We start from the raw sequence: 14,768 nt of genomic DNA on the forward strand, positions 1-14,768 counted from the left end.
CTCCTTGATCTCTTTGTAGCGGTTGGCAGACCGGCTACCATTTTATCATGAAGGTCAAGGGATTTTTACTCATAGCTATAAGCTTTCCTGAACCCCCAGTCGAACTGGGGGTTTTCTTGTACAATAAGAAAGAGGTGATGCTCTGAAGAACACCACCTCTTTATTCCCTGAAATTCCCAAGCTTTACTTAGTGAACTCTGGTCCGAAAGTAGGTTGAGAGAAGATAGTCATAGTAGAAGGAATCTTACTCAGATTAACTTCCCTGAAAGCTCCTGAACTATACTTAAACCAAGTACTTTGGACTTTAACATACACATCAGCGTGGTTACTTCCTCCAAGAACGGCAGAACTGAACCCAAAAGAATCGAAAACTGCAGAGAGTGTTTGAGATGTAGCATCACAGTCTGTAATCCTGCCTACGAGGGCATCATATGCTGAAGTTGGATCTCCTACCCCTACGTCTTTGATTCCTTTTAGAAGATTACCACCTGTCTCGGAAGCTAGAATTGCGTTCGAGATTTCAGTCTTTGTTGCCCCTGCAGTAGCCAACGGACCGATAGCATTTTCAATAATTTTTAGCCCCATATACATATCACTGCCAGTAGAGTAGTTACTGGCTCTATCACCGTTCAGGTACTGTTCAGCGTAATCTGGTAACTTACCGCTAGACTTCATATCTGAAACGGCTATATTCACGATCTTCATTACTTGATCGTATTGAGATTGGTTAGCACTTGCATAGGTATGCTTGCCGTAGGAAACCTTGATCCCATTGACAACTTGAGAACCGCCTCGATCAACTTGACCGCCATCATTACCGCCATCAACATTCCCTGCGGGGCTTGTGATAATCGCTGTCGAAGTAGCATTATCCCACTTAACGTCAGCGCCCAATGCCTCGGAAACGAAGCGTAGAGGAACCATAGTCGAACCGTTAATAACTTCAGCCTTAGCTGCCAAAGTCACCGTCTTGCTATTGACTATTGCCGTAGACTGACCAACGGTGAGCTTGATGGTCGTATCACCCTTATTGGCGGTGACCGTTTGAGAAGATTGATCCCATTTAACATCTGCCTTCAAAGCCTCGAACACGCCCCTAAGCGGTACAAGTGTGCTTCCATTCTTTACGATTGCGGGTTGGTCAAACGTCTGCTTGACCCCGTCAATAAGGACAGTGACCTGTTTTTTATCGGGTTGCGTTTCAGTCTTAGGCGAAGCTGTTTCACTCTTGGAGCCGTCGGAAGAAACGTCCGCAATAGTCGTGAAAGACCAAGTCCTGTTGAGAGTCTTACCCTCGTACTCTTCCTCGTAAAGAGGTTTATAGTTTACAGAAACGGTATAAGTCTCTCCATTTTTTAATGGTTGTTTAGTGTAGAAGAACCAGTAACCCATATACCATTCGGAGAAAAATGGAACATTTGTTCCCTTTCTGTCTTTGATAGTTGCATCAATAGTCTTAGTGTCTAGTACATGTGGCGGATAGAACGAGATAACATATCCCGATCTCTCAATACCAAATTTTCTTAGCGGGTTAGGGTCTTCATCTGCACCAGAGAATGTTGTCGGTACATTCTTTTGCCCATTGTAAGGATACATCGAAATATCCGTCGAAGTAGAACCGCGAGTTTGAGATAACATTACGAATTTCTTGCCTTCAAATCCTACCCCTACTTCCATAGTGTACGGGTCTAGGAAAGGTACTCTGTGATACGCCGTATTGATGAAACCATCAATCGATGCCTTTACAGTAGAATCATTAGCCGAAAGAACTTCAAACAGTCCTTGAGCCAGTTGAGAATCCCCACCTACTGCAAGAACCCTATCTTTAGGAGTTACACCAGTGAAACCTTTCTTACCCTCAATCTCATCATGGTCGTAAGGATTACCCGCATTGAGATATTTCGCATGGTTTTCACCCGCTTTCGTGAGGAACGGATTCAGCCTCACTTCACCGAGTCCTGCATCCTTGCGAATTTTGTTGATATAGTCCAAAGCCTCAATCGCTTCCTTAGAATATTCAATGTCCGAAGAAGCAATCTGCACAGGCTTTTCAGGTTGTGCTGCAAGGGCGCTGTTACCCCCTAAGATGATTGAAAATGCAAGCATTGCCGCTGCTATCTTTTTATTTTTCATAATACCCTCCGATAATTTGTAGTCCAAGCTATAGACTCGAAGGAGCAGAAGGAATGCTACACCCGTCTGCTCCTTCAAAATACTTTATTGACGTTCGAATTCTGGATCAAAGGTAGGTTGGGAGAAGATAACCATGCTTGAAGGAATTTTAGTAAGATTGACCTTTGTAAATGTCCCTGAACTATATTTGAACCAAGAATCATGAATTTTCACAAAAACATCCGCATGATTGCTTCCCCCAAGAACGGCGGAACTGAACCCAAAGGAATCAAAGAATGCAGAATATGTATGAGAAGAAGCATCGCAGTCTGTAATCCCACCAACTAACGCATCGTATGCAGAGGATGGTTCACCAACTCCTACATCTTTAACCTTTTGAAGGAGAGTACTAGCTAACTCTACCGCCTGAAACGCTTTTGAAATCTCATCTATCGTTGCTTCCGCGCCGACCAACTGACCTATTGAAATCTCTGCTAACTTCAAGTAACGGGCATCTGAACTACCACTAGGGAAGTTATCTGGTCTTTCACCATTAATATAGCGAACGTAATAATCAGGGAGGTTTGTTTCGGATTTTGCATCCGCCACTGCTTTATTTACAATCCCCATTACTTGATCGTACTGAGACTGGTTTGCACTTCCATATGTATGCTTCCCATATTGAACCCTAATTCCACGAACAACTTGACCGCTTCCTGAGGCGCTTGTGATGGTCGCTGTGTATGTATCTCCGTTCCATTTTACGTCCGCCCCAAGTGCTTCACTGACGAAGCGGAGCGGAACCATCGTGGAACCGTTGAGCGTCTGCGCCTGAACGGATAGCTCGACAGCGCGATCATTTATGTATGCAATTTTTTGATCGACTGTTAGCTTGATTACTGTATCGCCCTTCGTTGCTGTTACCGAGTGCGAAGTCGCGTCCCAAAGAACCTTGGCTCCCAAGGCTTCGAAAATACCCCTGAGCGGCACTAAAGTGCTGCCATCCATTACGACCGCTGACTGCGGGAATTGCTGAACCTTTCCGTCAATAATGACGGTGACCGCCTTGTACTGCTGTGTGGCGGATTGTATACTTACCACGCCTGTTTTACCCTGCGCGGCGACTGTACCGCCTGTAGCCAACATGGACGCGACTAGAGCCACGCTGAGGGCTGTGGAAACTATCTTGCTGTTTCGGATGACCATGAACATACCTCCAATATGTATTCTGTGGCGAGAGGGGAATGTACGTTTCACCCTCACTCTATTTACATTATTTTACTTTTTGTTGAATACTCTATCTGGTATTTCCATTATACCGTACTGACAATGGTTGTAAAAGGAGTTTTCCCCTTGAACGACCATTCCTTGATCATAAAACAAGTCATTGGTAAAACGATAAAAGCAATTCGAATTAAGCAGGGATTAAGTCAAGAGGATCTGGCAGGTCTTTGCCAAGTTGACCGTTCTTACATATCGCTAGTAGAGGTCGGCAAAAACGAACCATCGGTCAGCAAGATCTTTGAACTTTGCGGAGGGCTTAAAGTAAGTCCCTCTGCCTTCTTCAAAATAGTAGAATCCGAATACGACAAAATCAAAGAAACCGATACCAACGCTAAGTAAATTTAAGAAGCTATCAGTCAATCGCTGATGGCTCTTTTCTTTTATAATAATCAAGATGTTAGCTGCATTTCAGTTGACTATGAGTAACAATCACGGATTGATATACAACTTAAGTCCTAAATTACCGATATATCTTCATAAAGGCATTGTTTTGTTATGGAGGATTACGGTCGTGGATATAAGGTTGGAGTTTGGGCAAAGATGCAAGGAATTAAGAGCTCGATCAGGCATGTCTCAAGAAATGTTAGCATACCGTTCTGGACTTGATCGGAGCTATATCAGCGGTGTAGAGCGCGGTGATAGAAACATCAGCATTATCAATATTGAGAAGATTGCCGCTGCATTAAAAGTTTCGATTGAATATCTGTTCTCGGGTGAACGATTCTCGGCTACTCCTGCGTACCAGCAGAAGGACTTTACCGAGCCATTTCTAAAACGATTTCAATACCACGTCGATCCTGAATCACGGGTATTAGCTTTTTCAGTAAAGGGTCTTCTCACCCCGCAAGATGTTGAACATATGGATAGAACGTTGATCGGAATTTGTAACGGTTTTGGCAAAGGCGAATTGAATCTCTTGGTTGACCATCGCGACATGTTAGCCGCTGATGGGGAACCAGCCGTATATTCACCTGAAGTTGCTGAGAAAGCAGTAGCGTTTCAGCAGAAACTCTTAAGGTCAACCAAGAAAGTCGCTGTTCTTTGCAACTCGGAATTTATGGTTCATAACCTTCGATACGTGACAATGGAGAGCGGCATATATGATCATTCCAATCCGCTGTTTGGGAAAGACAAGGATATGGTAAAGCAAGCTTACGAGCTCCTTGGCATTAACGGGAACGAATTGATAAAAATGAAGAAACAGTAGAGCCGCCAGCTTCATGTTTGGCGGCTCATCTGCTATCATAGTCATTTCGCGATATCATTCAAAAGATGCTTCCATATCTGCAGTCCATCAGTAATCCCAGCATAATACAGACTCTCCTTTTCGATTGTCTGGCGATAATTTAGTGTTTCTTCCCACCCAAGGATGAACTGAAAAAGCTGAGGACTTAGTTCCTCTTTCAACCGATTCTCTAATTCAACTTGTCTCAATCGTAGAGATGCAATCTCAGGCATTTTCCCAATAATATTAGCTTGTTCATTAAAGCGCGCATCAAACGCTATCTTAATCCATTCTGGTAAAGGCAGTTGCTCCAAAATAAAATCCCCTCCCAAGGTAAATTGTTGTAAAGCTTACCGTAAAGAGGGGAAAGTATTCAATATCTGTTTTTGGCTCATCCGCTTGATCGGGAGTTAAGTAAATTAATTAATTGCTTTCTCCATTCCGCAATCAGATCTTCGCGTATGGATCGTAAGCTCTGAATTTCTTCGATTATTTCTTGTCGCCGCTCCCGACTCGTGCTTGTTTGACTATGCTCAAGAGCGAGCTTGCGATGGATAGGAGCATCTGCGTTTGAGTGTCGTCCAGTTCAATGCCGACCAGTGAACTGCGGTATGATTCACCTATAGTATGGCAAGTCTGAGTAGTCATATGAAAAGCCTCCCAAGGAACAAGTTTGTTGCATGTTACCTTGGTTGAGAAGGCTCTTCAATATCATACAAACGAGTTTTCGCTAGGTTTGGCACATGAGCTCGGGTGTGCTGTGGAATCGAGCATTAAAAGGTAGCTTCGTGCGGTTGTATTTTCTAATCATAAAGAAGCCACTCCAAATATTGGGAGTGGCAAACCAAAACCAACTATGACTGAATTACATACTCTCTGTTAGAAACTCACCTTAAGATTCCGTAACATCTCAAAAGTGTTTACATATTTCACGTTAAATTGTCTGCATACTACTGGAATTAATATTCTCTTCTTTATATCCGGGTTATATGCCTCATGGGTTACAAGAGTATAATCTTTAGATTTTGCATATGCAACTAGCCATGCGTCCGCTATATGAGCAAACTCTTCTTTCGCACTAGGAGTAAACTGCGGATTACTATGTGCCCATTGTTGTATTTCAGCATATTTTTCAATCACGTCCTGAGAATCCGTTCTCTCGAAGTAACTTTTGAAGTTATCCGCAGTCCACAAATGCAACCTATCAGCATTTTTTGGGTCAGGAGAAATAATTTCATCTTGAATCTTATCTATACTACGAATATTATTCTTGCTAGCTTGGGATATCAAAGACTTCCAGAAACTGGGCGCCACATCAAAGTCGTAATATCCTCTATGTGCACCGATAAACACATTGGCGTCTAGTACATACAAGTCTATACACCCCTTTCTTGTACTAATTTAACTAATTTTTCAAAGGTCTTCGTTTTTAGTCCAGTTAATCTGAACGCCTCAGAATATTGGATATTTCCTGTGCTAGCCTGATAGACCACAGCACTCGTAAAAGTATTCCCTAGTCTACTCATGAGTGTATTATAAAAGTTTCCACTAGAAGTAGAACTGGTCTTCTGATTTTTCAACCTTTCTAGGTATTCATAATAGAAGCTAAAAAATTCCTCTCTCGGTACTATTTTTAGATCCAGTGCCCTTCTGCCAATAACAATTGGACTTACCTTAAATATATTACTAAGTGTTTCATAAACTACACCATCGGGATAGTGAGTATGCCATTGCCTTATGAACAGATCTCTAGGACATAACATTTCTGCTGCAGCTTCATTACAAAGTTTCTCAACAGCCGCATTATGGGAATTTAATGGAGAAGCTTCAACAACTGCACTAGAACCTATTAGGATATGTGCAACTTCATGAATCAAAGTAAAAATTTGGGCAGATTTCGTATCAACTGCATTGATAAAAATCAGTGGAGCTACCTCGTCAACTAACACGAATCCTCTAAACTCCGAAACATTCAATGCACGATGGGTGTTTCCTCCCACTATGCCATTTTGCATCACTGTAATTCTAACTTTTTCACACTTTTCAATTAAGTACTTTAGTGCTTCATGAAAAGTTTTATGTTGCCGCGCCCAATCTTGCTGTAAACCCAATAAATTAGAATTTTCTGTGCTATTTGAGTAACTGTAGAACCTTTATTAGATCCAACGAAATCTAATTTTGTCCCAATATGTTGCTCATAATAATCTTTCATGAAATCTTGTCTTCTTTGCATAATATGTAGAGTCTCTATTAAATCAGGACTAACTTTTCCACTTTCTCCATCTTCAACTGTTCTATAATGTGGTATCGGTAACGTTTCATTCGGTGGCTGCTTTAAGAAAAAGTATCCTAGTGGAGTGGCAGTGGCAGCTGCATAAGCTTCAAGCTGTTTAAATGTTGGTTGCTTCTCTCCTGCTAGCCATTTATCCAATAACTTAAATTTTTTCTGTAACTTATCCTGATGAAGACTCCTATTATAAGCCCAGTTTAATAACTCCTTTTTTACAGGAACTTTTGCAGCCATGTTCCACCTCCTGTATGCTTATTTGTTATGCAATTTACTCTATGTACTTACTCTCAATATATAGGTTGTCTTTTGAAAGATAATGTCGGACTTCATATTTTGGAAAGTCATTTTAACCATACCACAATTTAGGTAATATATCCATCCTTTTGACCCATCAATCAGCACAAAAACAGTCCTTTAGAATCACCTCGAGCAAGTACTTAATCTATAAAGTAACGCTAAAGGTGATCAGTAAATTTATATGTTACAAAAGCCCAAACAAAGTCGGGCTTTTGTATAATCACGATCTAGTTATTGCTCTAATGCCTGGACATTTATTAATATATTCAGCCGCTAAGCTCCAATCTGTAGATTGAGCATTGCCGCTTCCACCTTCAACTCAACTCTCTGCTTTACCACTATCGATGATACGGTTCTCCGTTTCACCTATAGAACAAAATTAAAAGACATCCGCTCGGATGTCTTGATTCATGCCTAATAAGACTTCTGATTGCCTTCCTATACTACAGACCCTATCATTGAGATGATGAAAATGAAACTAGCCGCCTTAGTCGGAAGCATTCGCAAAGATTCATACAACCTGAAGTTAGCCCGTTATATTCAAAACCGTTATCAGCATCTTTTTCAGTTGGATGTGCTGAACATTCGGGATCTCTCCTTTTATGATCAGGATATCGAGTCTGTTCCACCCCAGCCGGTTATCGATTTTAAGGCGAAAGTCGCTGCTGCCGACGCGGTGTTATGGATCACTCCGGAATATAATTCGACCATTCCCGGCGTCATGGCGAACGCGATCGACTGGTTATCCCGCGTGGATCGAGTCATGATCGGGAAGCCCTCATGGATCGTCGGATCTTCCATCGGATTGTTGGGATCGGTCAAAGCGCAGGGCCATCTGCGTGACATTCTGTTCTCATCCGGTATTTCCTCGCCGCTGTTGCCTGGAAATGAAGTGTACATTGGTCTTGTTCATGTGAGAAGTTTAAAGAAATTCAAGCCTGATGTTTCTATTGAAGTAAAAGAAAGTGCAATAAAGCGCGCACATGACTTTAAAGGGAACATTCCGGGGATCGTGGAACTTAGCGCCGGGATTAACGTTACGAATGAAATAGAGCATATGCACGTGTTTACGCTGGGGATCAGAGTCACTTTTGAGAATCAACAGGCTTGCCGGGAGTATATTCAGCACCCCCTGCATCAAGGATTATTGCAATCCATTGGCCCATTTGTTGAAGGAATCGTCGTTATGGATTACCCGTTTGCTTAATGTTCCCCTTTAAAACAGATTAGAAAGGAGAGATTGCTGAAATGGATAAAAAGCTTGCCACTAAGCATTTAAACGTTAATGGCCGCATTATCAACTTTTCCACTTCAGTGGCGGGTCAGATGTTCCCTGCATACAGTCTATATGCTGGCTTCAAAGGAGCCGTTGAACAATTCACGCGGCAATTGGCCAAGGAGCTTGGATGGAAATAGAAACATAACGATTAATGCTGTAGCACCTGGCCCTCTAAATACCGAGCTTTTCACGGTTGGCAAAACCCCCGAACAAATTCAGGGACTAGCCACATGAACGCCTTGGACGTCCCGGAAAGACTGAGGACATTGCAAGTGTGATCCTATTCCTTGCGAGCGAAGAATCGCAGTGGGTTACGGGACAAACCATCCGTGTTAATGGTGGATTCATTTAGGACGTTTCTGAAAACTAAATCGATTTATGGTATGATTTGAGAAAACGATTGGAGCATTCCATCATGATTCAAAGACGGTATGAGCTAAGCGATGAACAATGGTCACCTACAAATAGTATAGCTAGATATTTCATTTATGCCAGTGTACCACACTCGCTTGAGGGATATAATGACGATGTATTAAGAAGAGGAGGAAAATCATTTTGACTATTGAACGTTTTCAAATTCAGGTCTCTGATGAAATCCTGGACGATCTGCAATACAGACTCCATCACATCCGTTGGCCGGATCAATTGGAAAATGCGGATTGGAAACGGGGCACGGAATTAAATTACTTAAAATCGCTAGTTTCGTATTGGAGGGACCATTATGATTGGCGCGCACAAGAAGCCAAGTTGAACCGCTTCTCCCAGTTTCGCTGCAAGATCGATGGGATCGACGTGCACTTCGTACATGAACGCGGTAAAGGACCTAACCCTTTGCCCCTGATTCTTACTCACGGATGGCCCGACAGTTACCTTCGTTACCAAAAAATCATCCCGCTGCTTACGGATCCGGCCAGCCATGGCGGAAACCCCGAGGACGCTTTTGACGTAATCGTCCCTTCATTGCCTGGTTTTGGATTCTCCAGCCGCCCTAAACATCCCGGGGTTAACAATTTTCGTGTCGCCGAAATGTGGGTTAAACTTATGACCGAAGAATTAGGCTACAGAAAATTCGCTGCCGCCGGTGGGGATATGGGCTCCGGTGTGACGAGATACCTGGCGGCAAACCATCCCGAACGGCTATACGGAATCCATCTAACCGATATCGGGATTATCCGAGATCTCATAGCTTCATCTGATCAGGCCAAGCTTTCGGAAGAAGAGCGGCAATACAAGAATAATGCTTCGGCATGGATGGCTCAGGAGGGCGGCTATATGTCCATTCAATCGACACGACCCCAAACCCTCGCATATGGACTTTCCGACTCGCCCGTAGGTTTGGCCGGTTGGATGATGGAGAAATTCCGATCATGGAGCGATTGTAACGGCGACCTTGCGCAAAAATTCAGCGAGGATGAGCTCCTTACGCATATTATGATGTATTGGGTGACGAACACCATAGGATCGACAGCGCACATGTATTATGATAATGCGCATTCTTTGCCGCCAATCGGCTACATCGAGGTTCCGACAGGCCTTGCCCTGTTCCCGGCGGATATCCTGTTGCCACCCAAGGAATGGGCCATGCGCAACCTGAATGTAACCCGCTGGACTTCGATGCCCCGCGGCGGACATTTTACCGCTCTGGAGGAACCGGAGCTTTTTGCCGATGACATTCGCGCATTCTTCAGACCTTTTAGAACGAAAAGCTGATGAATCGGAACCGTTTCGAAACAAAAAAACCAGCTAATGTTTGTCAATAGATAGTTCTGTAGGACAGAGATTTTTGATATACTGAATTCTAGGCATAACAAATAACCCTCCATATGGTGGGAATTTATGGAATGATTAGTCTTTAAAAAGCGAAAGGTTGCCCTTTTTTGAGTATAGCGTAGACGTGATGTAATACCTTGTTGGCGCAAGCGATCACGGCTACTTTATGGGGCTTACCTTCGCTTTTTTTCTTATCGTAATATTCTCTTAGGCGTGGGTTTAATCCCTTTCTTAATCCGCATATTACCGCTAGATAAGCTGCTCTTCGCAAACGTTTTGAGCCGCGCTTCGTTATTTTGTTTTCACTTGCCGTAAACTTCCCAGAACTAAACACGCTTGGATCAAGTCCGGCCATAGCTACGACTTGTTTGGGATGGATGAACTGAGACACATCTCCGATTTCTGCCACAATAGCGGTAGCTAGCTTTGTGCTTACCCCAGGGATTGACTCCAGCAACTGAACCTGTGGGATCGTTTGGGAAATTTCATAAATAACTCGTTCTAAATCCACAAGCTGCTCCTGAAGCTCACGAAGCACCTTAAGCATGGCCAAAAACCAGCTAATGTTTGTCAAGCATTTTTGCTTGGATTTCAATAAGATTGTTGGTACAATAATTTTATTGCACGACAAATATTCCTTCTGAGTAGAAGGGATATGGTTAAATATGGAATCAGGCTTTGTAGGGCTGGCTTTTACTAAGGATGGCGTAAATGTGATGGAGCAGCTTGTTGGCGCAAGCAATCACAGCCACCTTATAGGGCTTGCCCTCTTTTCTTTTCTTATCGTAATAGCTCCAGATCCTTCGGTTAGCACTTTTCCGGATTCCACACTGCACCGCTAGATACAATGAACGTCGGAGCCTTTTTGATCCCCGCTTGGTAATTCTCGAACTTGTGGCAGTAAATTTCCCAGAGCTATAGATTGCAGGGTCTAAGCCGGCATAAGCGACCAATTGCTTGGCGTCTTCAAACTGATTTATGTCCCCAATCTCTGCAACGATCGCCGCAGCCAGTTTATCTCCAATCCCGGGAATACTTTTCAACAGTTCTATCTCGGGCAAAATCGATGCGATCCGATCCATCTGTCTCTCAAGGCCACCTAATTGTTCGATGAACGTGAGTAACAAAGTTACCATGCTGCTTAACATTGCAGTTTGCGATCGACTTATCGGATGCTTCCTCCAGATGGATAGGAGTGCCTCGATCCGTTCTGCTTTTTCTCCCACCCAACGTTTGGAGTGGGATTTCCCGACATCTTCCTCAATCACTTCCACAAGATTCTCCATATCATCTTCCAAACAACGTTTCAGCACTTTTAGCGATGTAATCGAAAACAGATTAGAAAAAGCCTCCTCATAGTCCGGAAACACTTGTTCCAGCAATGCTCTGATATTAAGTTTTGCTTGCACGAACATGTCTGTCACAAACGCATGTTGTCTAGTCACATGCTGCAGTTCTGTAAACGTCTCCTCCCACGTACGATGCGCTTCGACGTCTCCCCGGTAATACATATCCGCTAAATGCCACGTGTCTGTAGCATCCGTTTTCACCTTGCGCAACTGGGTTCCTTTTGCCCGTTTCGACTGCAACGGATTAACGATGAAGTGTGTCCATCCGCTGCGCTCCAGATAGGCGACAAGTGGCTTATGGTAATGCCCTGTCGCTTCTAGAACGACTACCGGGGGAATTCCCGTTGCCACCTGTAATCCCGCCAAAAGATCACCTAATCGTTCAAATCCATTTTCGCCATGCGAGATGCTTTGCAACTTCCCATACGGTTCGTTCCTCCTCGTAAAGGCCTGCATCACACTACATCCCTTTGCCACATCCACACCTACCACTGGCTCCATTACAACCTCCTAAATATAAATTGCCGGCACTCCCACGATGGGTTCCAAATCCATAGCTTCGCTTGTGATACGAGGTCGTTCCCTCAACCAGCCCAAACATGTTTATTTGGAGTAGTGGGAAAACAGTTTCTGGAACGGGGTAGAATCCCCAAAGTCAGTCACGTTCTCCCGGCTACCATCATCGTAAAACGACCATAAAGAAAGGCCAACCAGAAAATCCTGGTTGACCTAATAATACGAAAGTCAGTGTAGACTGACTGCTGGACGCCCCGTTTTCAATGAATTTTAAAAATAGGAACAAAAAAATCGCCAAATCTTGTAGAATGGAAGTTACCACACCACCAACTCAAGAAAGGGCGATTTTTTGCGTAATCAAACGACTACTACTGAACAGTATATCATGCAATCCACACTTCCTCTAGGGGATCTTGAAGAGAATATATTTGCGGATTACACGCTGGATTGGCTGGAAACGGTGAAGCATAGAATAGAACTCATCACGTATATCTCGTATGCAAACGCAGTGAAAGGTCGCATCGCTCCATACTTCCAAGAAAAAGGTATTACTCTCCTGGAATTGAAACCTCATCACATTCAGGAGTTTTACAGTCATGCCTTAAACGAATGGGGAGTTAGTGCCAACACCGTTATTCATTATCATGCCAATATTCGTTCGGCACTCCAGCAAGCTTATTCACAGATCGCATTACTTCTAATCCTGCTGACAAGATCATTCGTCCGAAGAAGGAACCGTTTGTGGGCAGCTCATATAGTGCCTCAGAAGTTAATCAACTTTTAGAAATTGTGAAGGGCACCAAGATTGAACTGGCTGTAATCTTGGGAGCATTTTATGGGTTAAGGCGTAGTGAGGTGGTGGGTCTAAAATGGTCTGCCATTGATCTGGTCAAAAAAACGATCACGATCAAACATACCGTCACTTCCGGTTCACTGAATGGAAAGCTGATCACGATTGAAAAGGATCGAACAAAGAACAAGGCAAGTCTCCGCACTCTGCCTCTTGTAGACGCCTTCTACAACCTTTTGCTGCAAATGAAGGAGCAGCAGGAAACAAATCAGCATCTCTTCAAGGATTCGTACTGTAAGGATTACATTGGTTACATTTATGTGGATGTTATGGGGGAACGAATCAAGCCTAATTATATCACCCAACATTTTGCCCTTGTGCTGAAGAAGAACGGCATGCGACACATCCGTTTTCATGATCTTCGCCATAGCTGCGCAACTCTGCTTTTGAGTAATGGCGTCAGCATGAAGGAAGTTCAGGAATGGTTAGGTCACAGTGATTATTCCACCACAGCAAATATTTATTCGCATTTGGATTACAGCTCCAAAGTATCATCAGCAAATACAATGAATGAAGTAATAAAAATATAAAAAAAGCTCATTAGAGAATTTCTCTAACGAACCACTTGTTATTAATGTGGTACCGGTGAGAGGACTCGAACCTCCACGGGTCTCCCCAAACGATTTTGAGTCGTTCGCGTCTGCCATTCCGCCACACCGGCATATGAAATTATATGGCGTGCCCTGAGAGATTCGAACTCCCGACCTTTTGATTCGTAGTCAAACGCTCTATCCGGCTGAGCTAAGGGCACATATGATTACTGGTGCGGAAGACCAGACTTGAACTGGTACGGTAGTCACCTACCGCAGGATTTTAAGTCCTGTGCGTCTGCCGATTCCGCCACTCCCGCAATTGGAGAAGATGGAGCGGACGACGGGAATCGAACCCGCGACCCTCGCCTTGGCAAGGCGATGCTCTACCGCTGAGCCACGTCCGCAATTTATGGTGCGCGTAGAGGGACTTGAACCCCCACGGTCGCCCGCTAGATCCTAAGTCTAGTGCGTCTGCCAATTCCGCCATACGCGCAATTTGTTATTGAGTAACTGGTGAGCCATGGAGGACTCGAACCTCCGACACCCTGATTAAAAGTCAGGTGCTCTACCGACTGAGCTAATGGCTCGCGAAAGAATGGCTGGGGATCAAGGATTCGAACCTTGGAATGACGGAGTCAAAGTCCGTTGCCTTACCGCTTGGCTAATCCCCAGTATTGGTAAGAGTATGGGGCGATCGATGGGACTTGAACCCACGAATGCCGGAGCCACAATCCGGTGCGTTAACCCCTTCGCCACGACCGCCATGTCATAAATGGTAATTAGCAAAAATGAACAATAGTGGATGGCGCACATGGTGCCGGCGAGAGGACTTGAACCCCCAACCTACTGATTACAAGTCAGTTGCTCTACCAATTGAGCTACACCGGCATGTTTTGGTACATCATGGTAGCGGCGGAGGGGATCGAACCCCCGACCTCACGGGTATGAACCGTACGCTCTAGCCAGCTGAGCTACGCCGCCGTATCATTATAAAGCTGCTGTCTATGCTCAAGTCTGCGCTGACTGGTCATTTTTCATTCATTATGCTAATAAAAATGGCGGAGCTGACGGGATTCGAACCCGCGTTCTCCTGCGTGACAGGCAGGCATGTTAGGCCTCTACACCACAGCTCCATATATTTGATTGGTTGCGGGGGCAGGATTTGAACCTGCGACCTTCGGGTTATGAGCCCGACGAGCTACCGAGCTGCTCCACCCCGCGATATTGTATATGGTGGAGGCTGACGGGATCGAACCGCCGACC

General features: G+C 44.2%; 14 protein-coding genes, 12 tRNA genes and 2 pseudogenes. 8 read left to right on the forward strand and 20 right to left on the reverse strand.

Translation table 11 applies throughout. From position 1 onward, the window contains the following. Window positions 1-183 precede the first annotated feature (183 nt). Both LQ229_RS25890 and LQ229_RS25895 read right to left on the reverse strand, forming a co-directional pair. Window positions 184-2,133 (reverse strand): stalk domain-containing protein, encoded by a 1,950-nt coding sequence (locus LQ229_RS25890; protein WP_216538183.1) that lies wholly within the window; start codon window positions 2,131-2,133, stop codon window positions 184-186. A gap of 84 nt (window positions 2,134-2,217) precedes the next feature. Continuing rightward, window positions 2,218-3,318, reverse strand: a complete 1,101-nt coding sequence (locus tag LQ229_RS25895) for a stalk domain-containing protein (RefSeq protein WP_230193315.1) — start codon at window positions 3,316-3,318, stop codon at window positions 2,218-2,220. 147 nt (window positions 3,319-3,465) lie between these two features. On the opposite strand from LQ229_RS25895, the gene LQ229_RS25900 reads away from it, so the two are divergent. Beyond that, window positions 3,466-3,735, forward strand: a complete 270-nt coding sequence (locus tag LQ229_RS25900) for a helix-turn-helix transcriptional regulator (RefSeq protein ID WP_230193316.1) — start codon at window positions 3,466-3,468, stop codon at window positions 3,733-3,735. Between the two features lie 172 nt (window positions 3,736-3,907). Then, window positions 3,908-4,603, forward strand: a complete 696-nt coding sequence (locus LQ229_RS25905; RefSeq protein ID WP_230193317.1) for a helix-turn-helix transcriptional regulator — start codon at window positions 3,908-3,910, stop codon at window positions 4,601-4,603. A gap of 41 nt (window positions 4,604-4,644) precedes the next feature. Here the strand turns inward: LQ229_RS25905 and LQ229_RS25910 are convergent, their stop codons facing one another. From LQ229_RS25910 to LQ229_RS25925, 4 genes are all read right to left on the reverse strand, one after another. Beyond that, on the reverse strand, window positions 4,645-4,935 hold the full coding sequence (locus LQ229_RS25910; RefSeq protein WP_216538181.1) for a hypothetical protein: 291 nt from the start codon (window positions 4,933-4,935) through the stop codon (window positions 4,645-4,647). Between the two features lie 565 nt (window positions 4,936-5,500). Continuing rightward, window positions 5,501-5,995, reverse strand: coding sequence for a DUF4411 family protein (locus LQ229_RS25915; RefSeq protein WP_216538180.1), 495 nt, complete (start codon window positions 5,993-5,995; stop codon window positions 5,501-5,503). Window positions 5,996-5,997: 2 nt separating this feature from the next. After that, window positions 5,998-6,732, reverse strand: a complete 735-nt coding sequence (locus LQ229_RS25920; protein WP_230193318.1) for an ImmA/IrrE family metallo-endopeptidase — start codon at window positions 6,730-6,732, stop codon at window positions 5,998-6,000. After that, window positions 6,678-7,145 (reverse strand): hypothetical protein, encoded by a 468-nt coding sequence (locus LQ229_RS25925; RefSeq protein WP_230193319.1) that lies wholly within the window; start codon window positions 7,143-7,145, stop codon window positions 6,678-6,680. The genes LQ229_RS25920 and LQ229_RS25925 overlap by 55 nt, the downstream gene beginning before the upstream one ends. 535 nt (window positions 7,146-7,680) lie before the next feature. Between LQ229_RS25925 and LQ229_RS25930 the strand changes: the two are divergent. From LQ229_RS25930 to LQ229_RS25945, 4 genes and pseudogenes are all read left to right on the forward strand, one after another. Continuing rightward, window positions 7,681-8,121 (forward strand): annotated as a pseudogene (locus tag LQ229_RS25930) (NAD(P)H-dependent oxidoreductase); the annotation flags it as partial. Next, window positions 8,122-8,415, forward strand: a complete 294-nt coding sequence (locus tag LQ229_RS25935; protein ID WP_216538230.1) for a Dabb family protein — start codon at window positions 8,122-8,124, stop codon at window positions 8,413-8,415. A gap of 50 nt (window positions 8,416-8,465) precedes the next feature. Further along, a pseudogene (locus LQ229_RS25940) lies at window positions 8,466-8,839 on the forward strand (SDR family oxidoreductase); the annotation flags it as partial. 203 nt (window positions 8,840-9,042) lie between these two features. After that, window positions 9,043-10,197 (forward strand): epoxide hydrolase family protein, encoded by a 1,155-nt coding sequence (locus LQ229_RS25945; RefSeq protein ID WP_230193320.1) that lies wholly within the window; start codon window positions 9,043-9,045, stop codon window positions 10,195-10,197. A gap of 142 nt (window positions 10,198-10,339) precedes the next feature. Here LQ229_RS25945 and LQ229_RS25950 read toward each other — a convergent pair whose 3' ends face one another. After that, window positions 10,340-10,999: a transposase gene (locus tag LQ229_RS25950; RefSeq protein ID WP_216538177.1), complete on the reverse strand. Its 660-nt coding sequence runs from the start codon at window positions 10,997-10,999 to the stop codon at window positions 10,340-10,342. Next, window positions 10,929-12,107 (reverse strand): IS110 family transposase, encoded by a 1,179-nt coding sequence (locus tag LQ229_RS25955; protein ID WP_230193321.1) that lies wholly within the window; start codon window positions 12,105-12,107, stop codon window positions 10,929-10,931. Before LQ229_RS25955 ends, LQ229_RS25950 begins: the two co-directional genes overlap by 71 nt. Before the next feature lie 364 nt (window positions 12,108-12,471). On the opposite strand from LQ229_RS25955, the gene LQ229_RS25960 reads away from it, so the two are divergent. Both LQ229_RS25960 and LQ229_RS25965 read left to right on the forward strand, forming a co-directional pair. Beyond that, window positions 12,472-12,906 carry a hypothetical protein gene (locus tag LQ229_RS25960; RefSeq protein ID WP_216538175.1) on the forward strand — a complete coding sequence of 145 codons (435 nt, stop codon included), beginning with the start codon at window positions 12,472-12,474 and terminating at the stop codon, window positions 12,904-12,906. Then, window positions 12,864-13,502: a site-specific integrase gene (locus LQ229_RS25965; protein WP_216538174.1), complete on the forward strand. Its 639-nt coding sequence runs from the start codon at window positions 12,864-12,866 to the stop codon at window positions 13,500-13,502. Before LQ229_RS25960 ends, LQ229_RS25965 begins: the two co-directional genes overlap by 43 nt. Window positions 13,503-13,549: 47 nt before the next feature. Here LQ229_RS25965 and LQ229_RS25970 read toward each other — a convergent pair. The 12 genes from LQ229_RS25970 to LQ229_RS26025 all read right to left on the reverse strand — a co-directional run bounded on the left by LQ229_RS25970 (window position 13,550) and on the right by LQ229_RS26025 (window position 14,726). Next, window positions 13,550-13,633: transfer RNA gene (locus tag LQ229_RS25970), tRNA-Leu, on the reverse strand. 13 nt (window positions 13,634-13,646) lie between these two features. Further along, window positions 13,647-13,723, reverse strand: a tRNA-Arg gene (locus LQ229_RS25975). A gap of 10 nt (window positions 13,724-13,733) precedes the next feature. Further along, window positions 13,734-13,822: transfer RNA gene (locus LQ229_RS25980), tRNA-Leu, on the reverse strand. 12 nt (window positions 13,823-13,834) lie between these two features. Continuing rightward, window positions 13,835-13,909: transfer RNA gene (locus LQ229_RS25985), tRNA-Gly, on the reverse strand. Window positions 13,910-13,915: 6 nt separating this feature from the next. Then, window positions 13,916-13,998: transfer RNA gene (locus tag LQ229_RS25990), tRNA-Leu, on the reverse strand. 18 nt (window positions 13,999-14,016) lie between these two features. Next, a tRNA-Lys gene (locus LQ229_RS25995) sits at window positions 14,017-14,092 on the reverse strand. A 9-nt stretch (window positions 14,093-14,101) separates the two neighbouring features. Continuing rightward, window positions 14,102-14,176, reverse strand: a tRNA-Gln gene (locus LQ229_RS26000). Window positions 14,177-14,191: 15 nt separating this feature from the next. After that, window positions 14,192-14,267 (reverse strand) — tRNA-His (locus tag LQ229_RS26005). A gap of 50 nt (window positions 14,268-14,317) precedes the next feature. Further along, window positions 14,318-14,393 (reverse strand) — tRNA-Thr (locus LQ229_RS26010). A 16-nt stretch (window positions 14,394-14,409) separates the two neighbouring features. Further along, window positions 14,410-14,486 (reverse strand) — tRNA-Met (locus LQ229_RS26015). A 75-nt stretch (window positions 14,487-14,561) separates the two neighbouring features. After that, window positions 14,562-14,638 (reverse strand) — tRNA-Asp (locus tag LQ229_RS26020). A gap of 11 nt (window positions 14,639-14,649) precedes the next feature. Beyond that, window positions 14,650-14,726, reverse strand: a tRNA-Met gene (locus LQ229_RS26025). Between the last annotated feature and the right edge of the window lie 42 nt (window positions 14,727-14,768).

This window comes from Paenibacillus sp. CECT 9249 (assembly GCF_918697855.1).
Classification (GTDB): domain Bacteria; phylum Bacillota; class Bacilli; order Paenibacillales; family Paenibacillaceae; genus MSJ-34.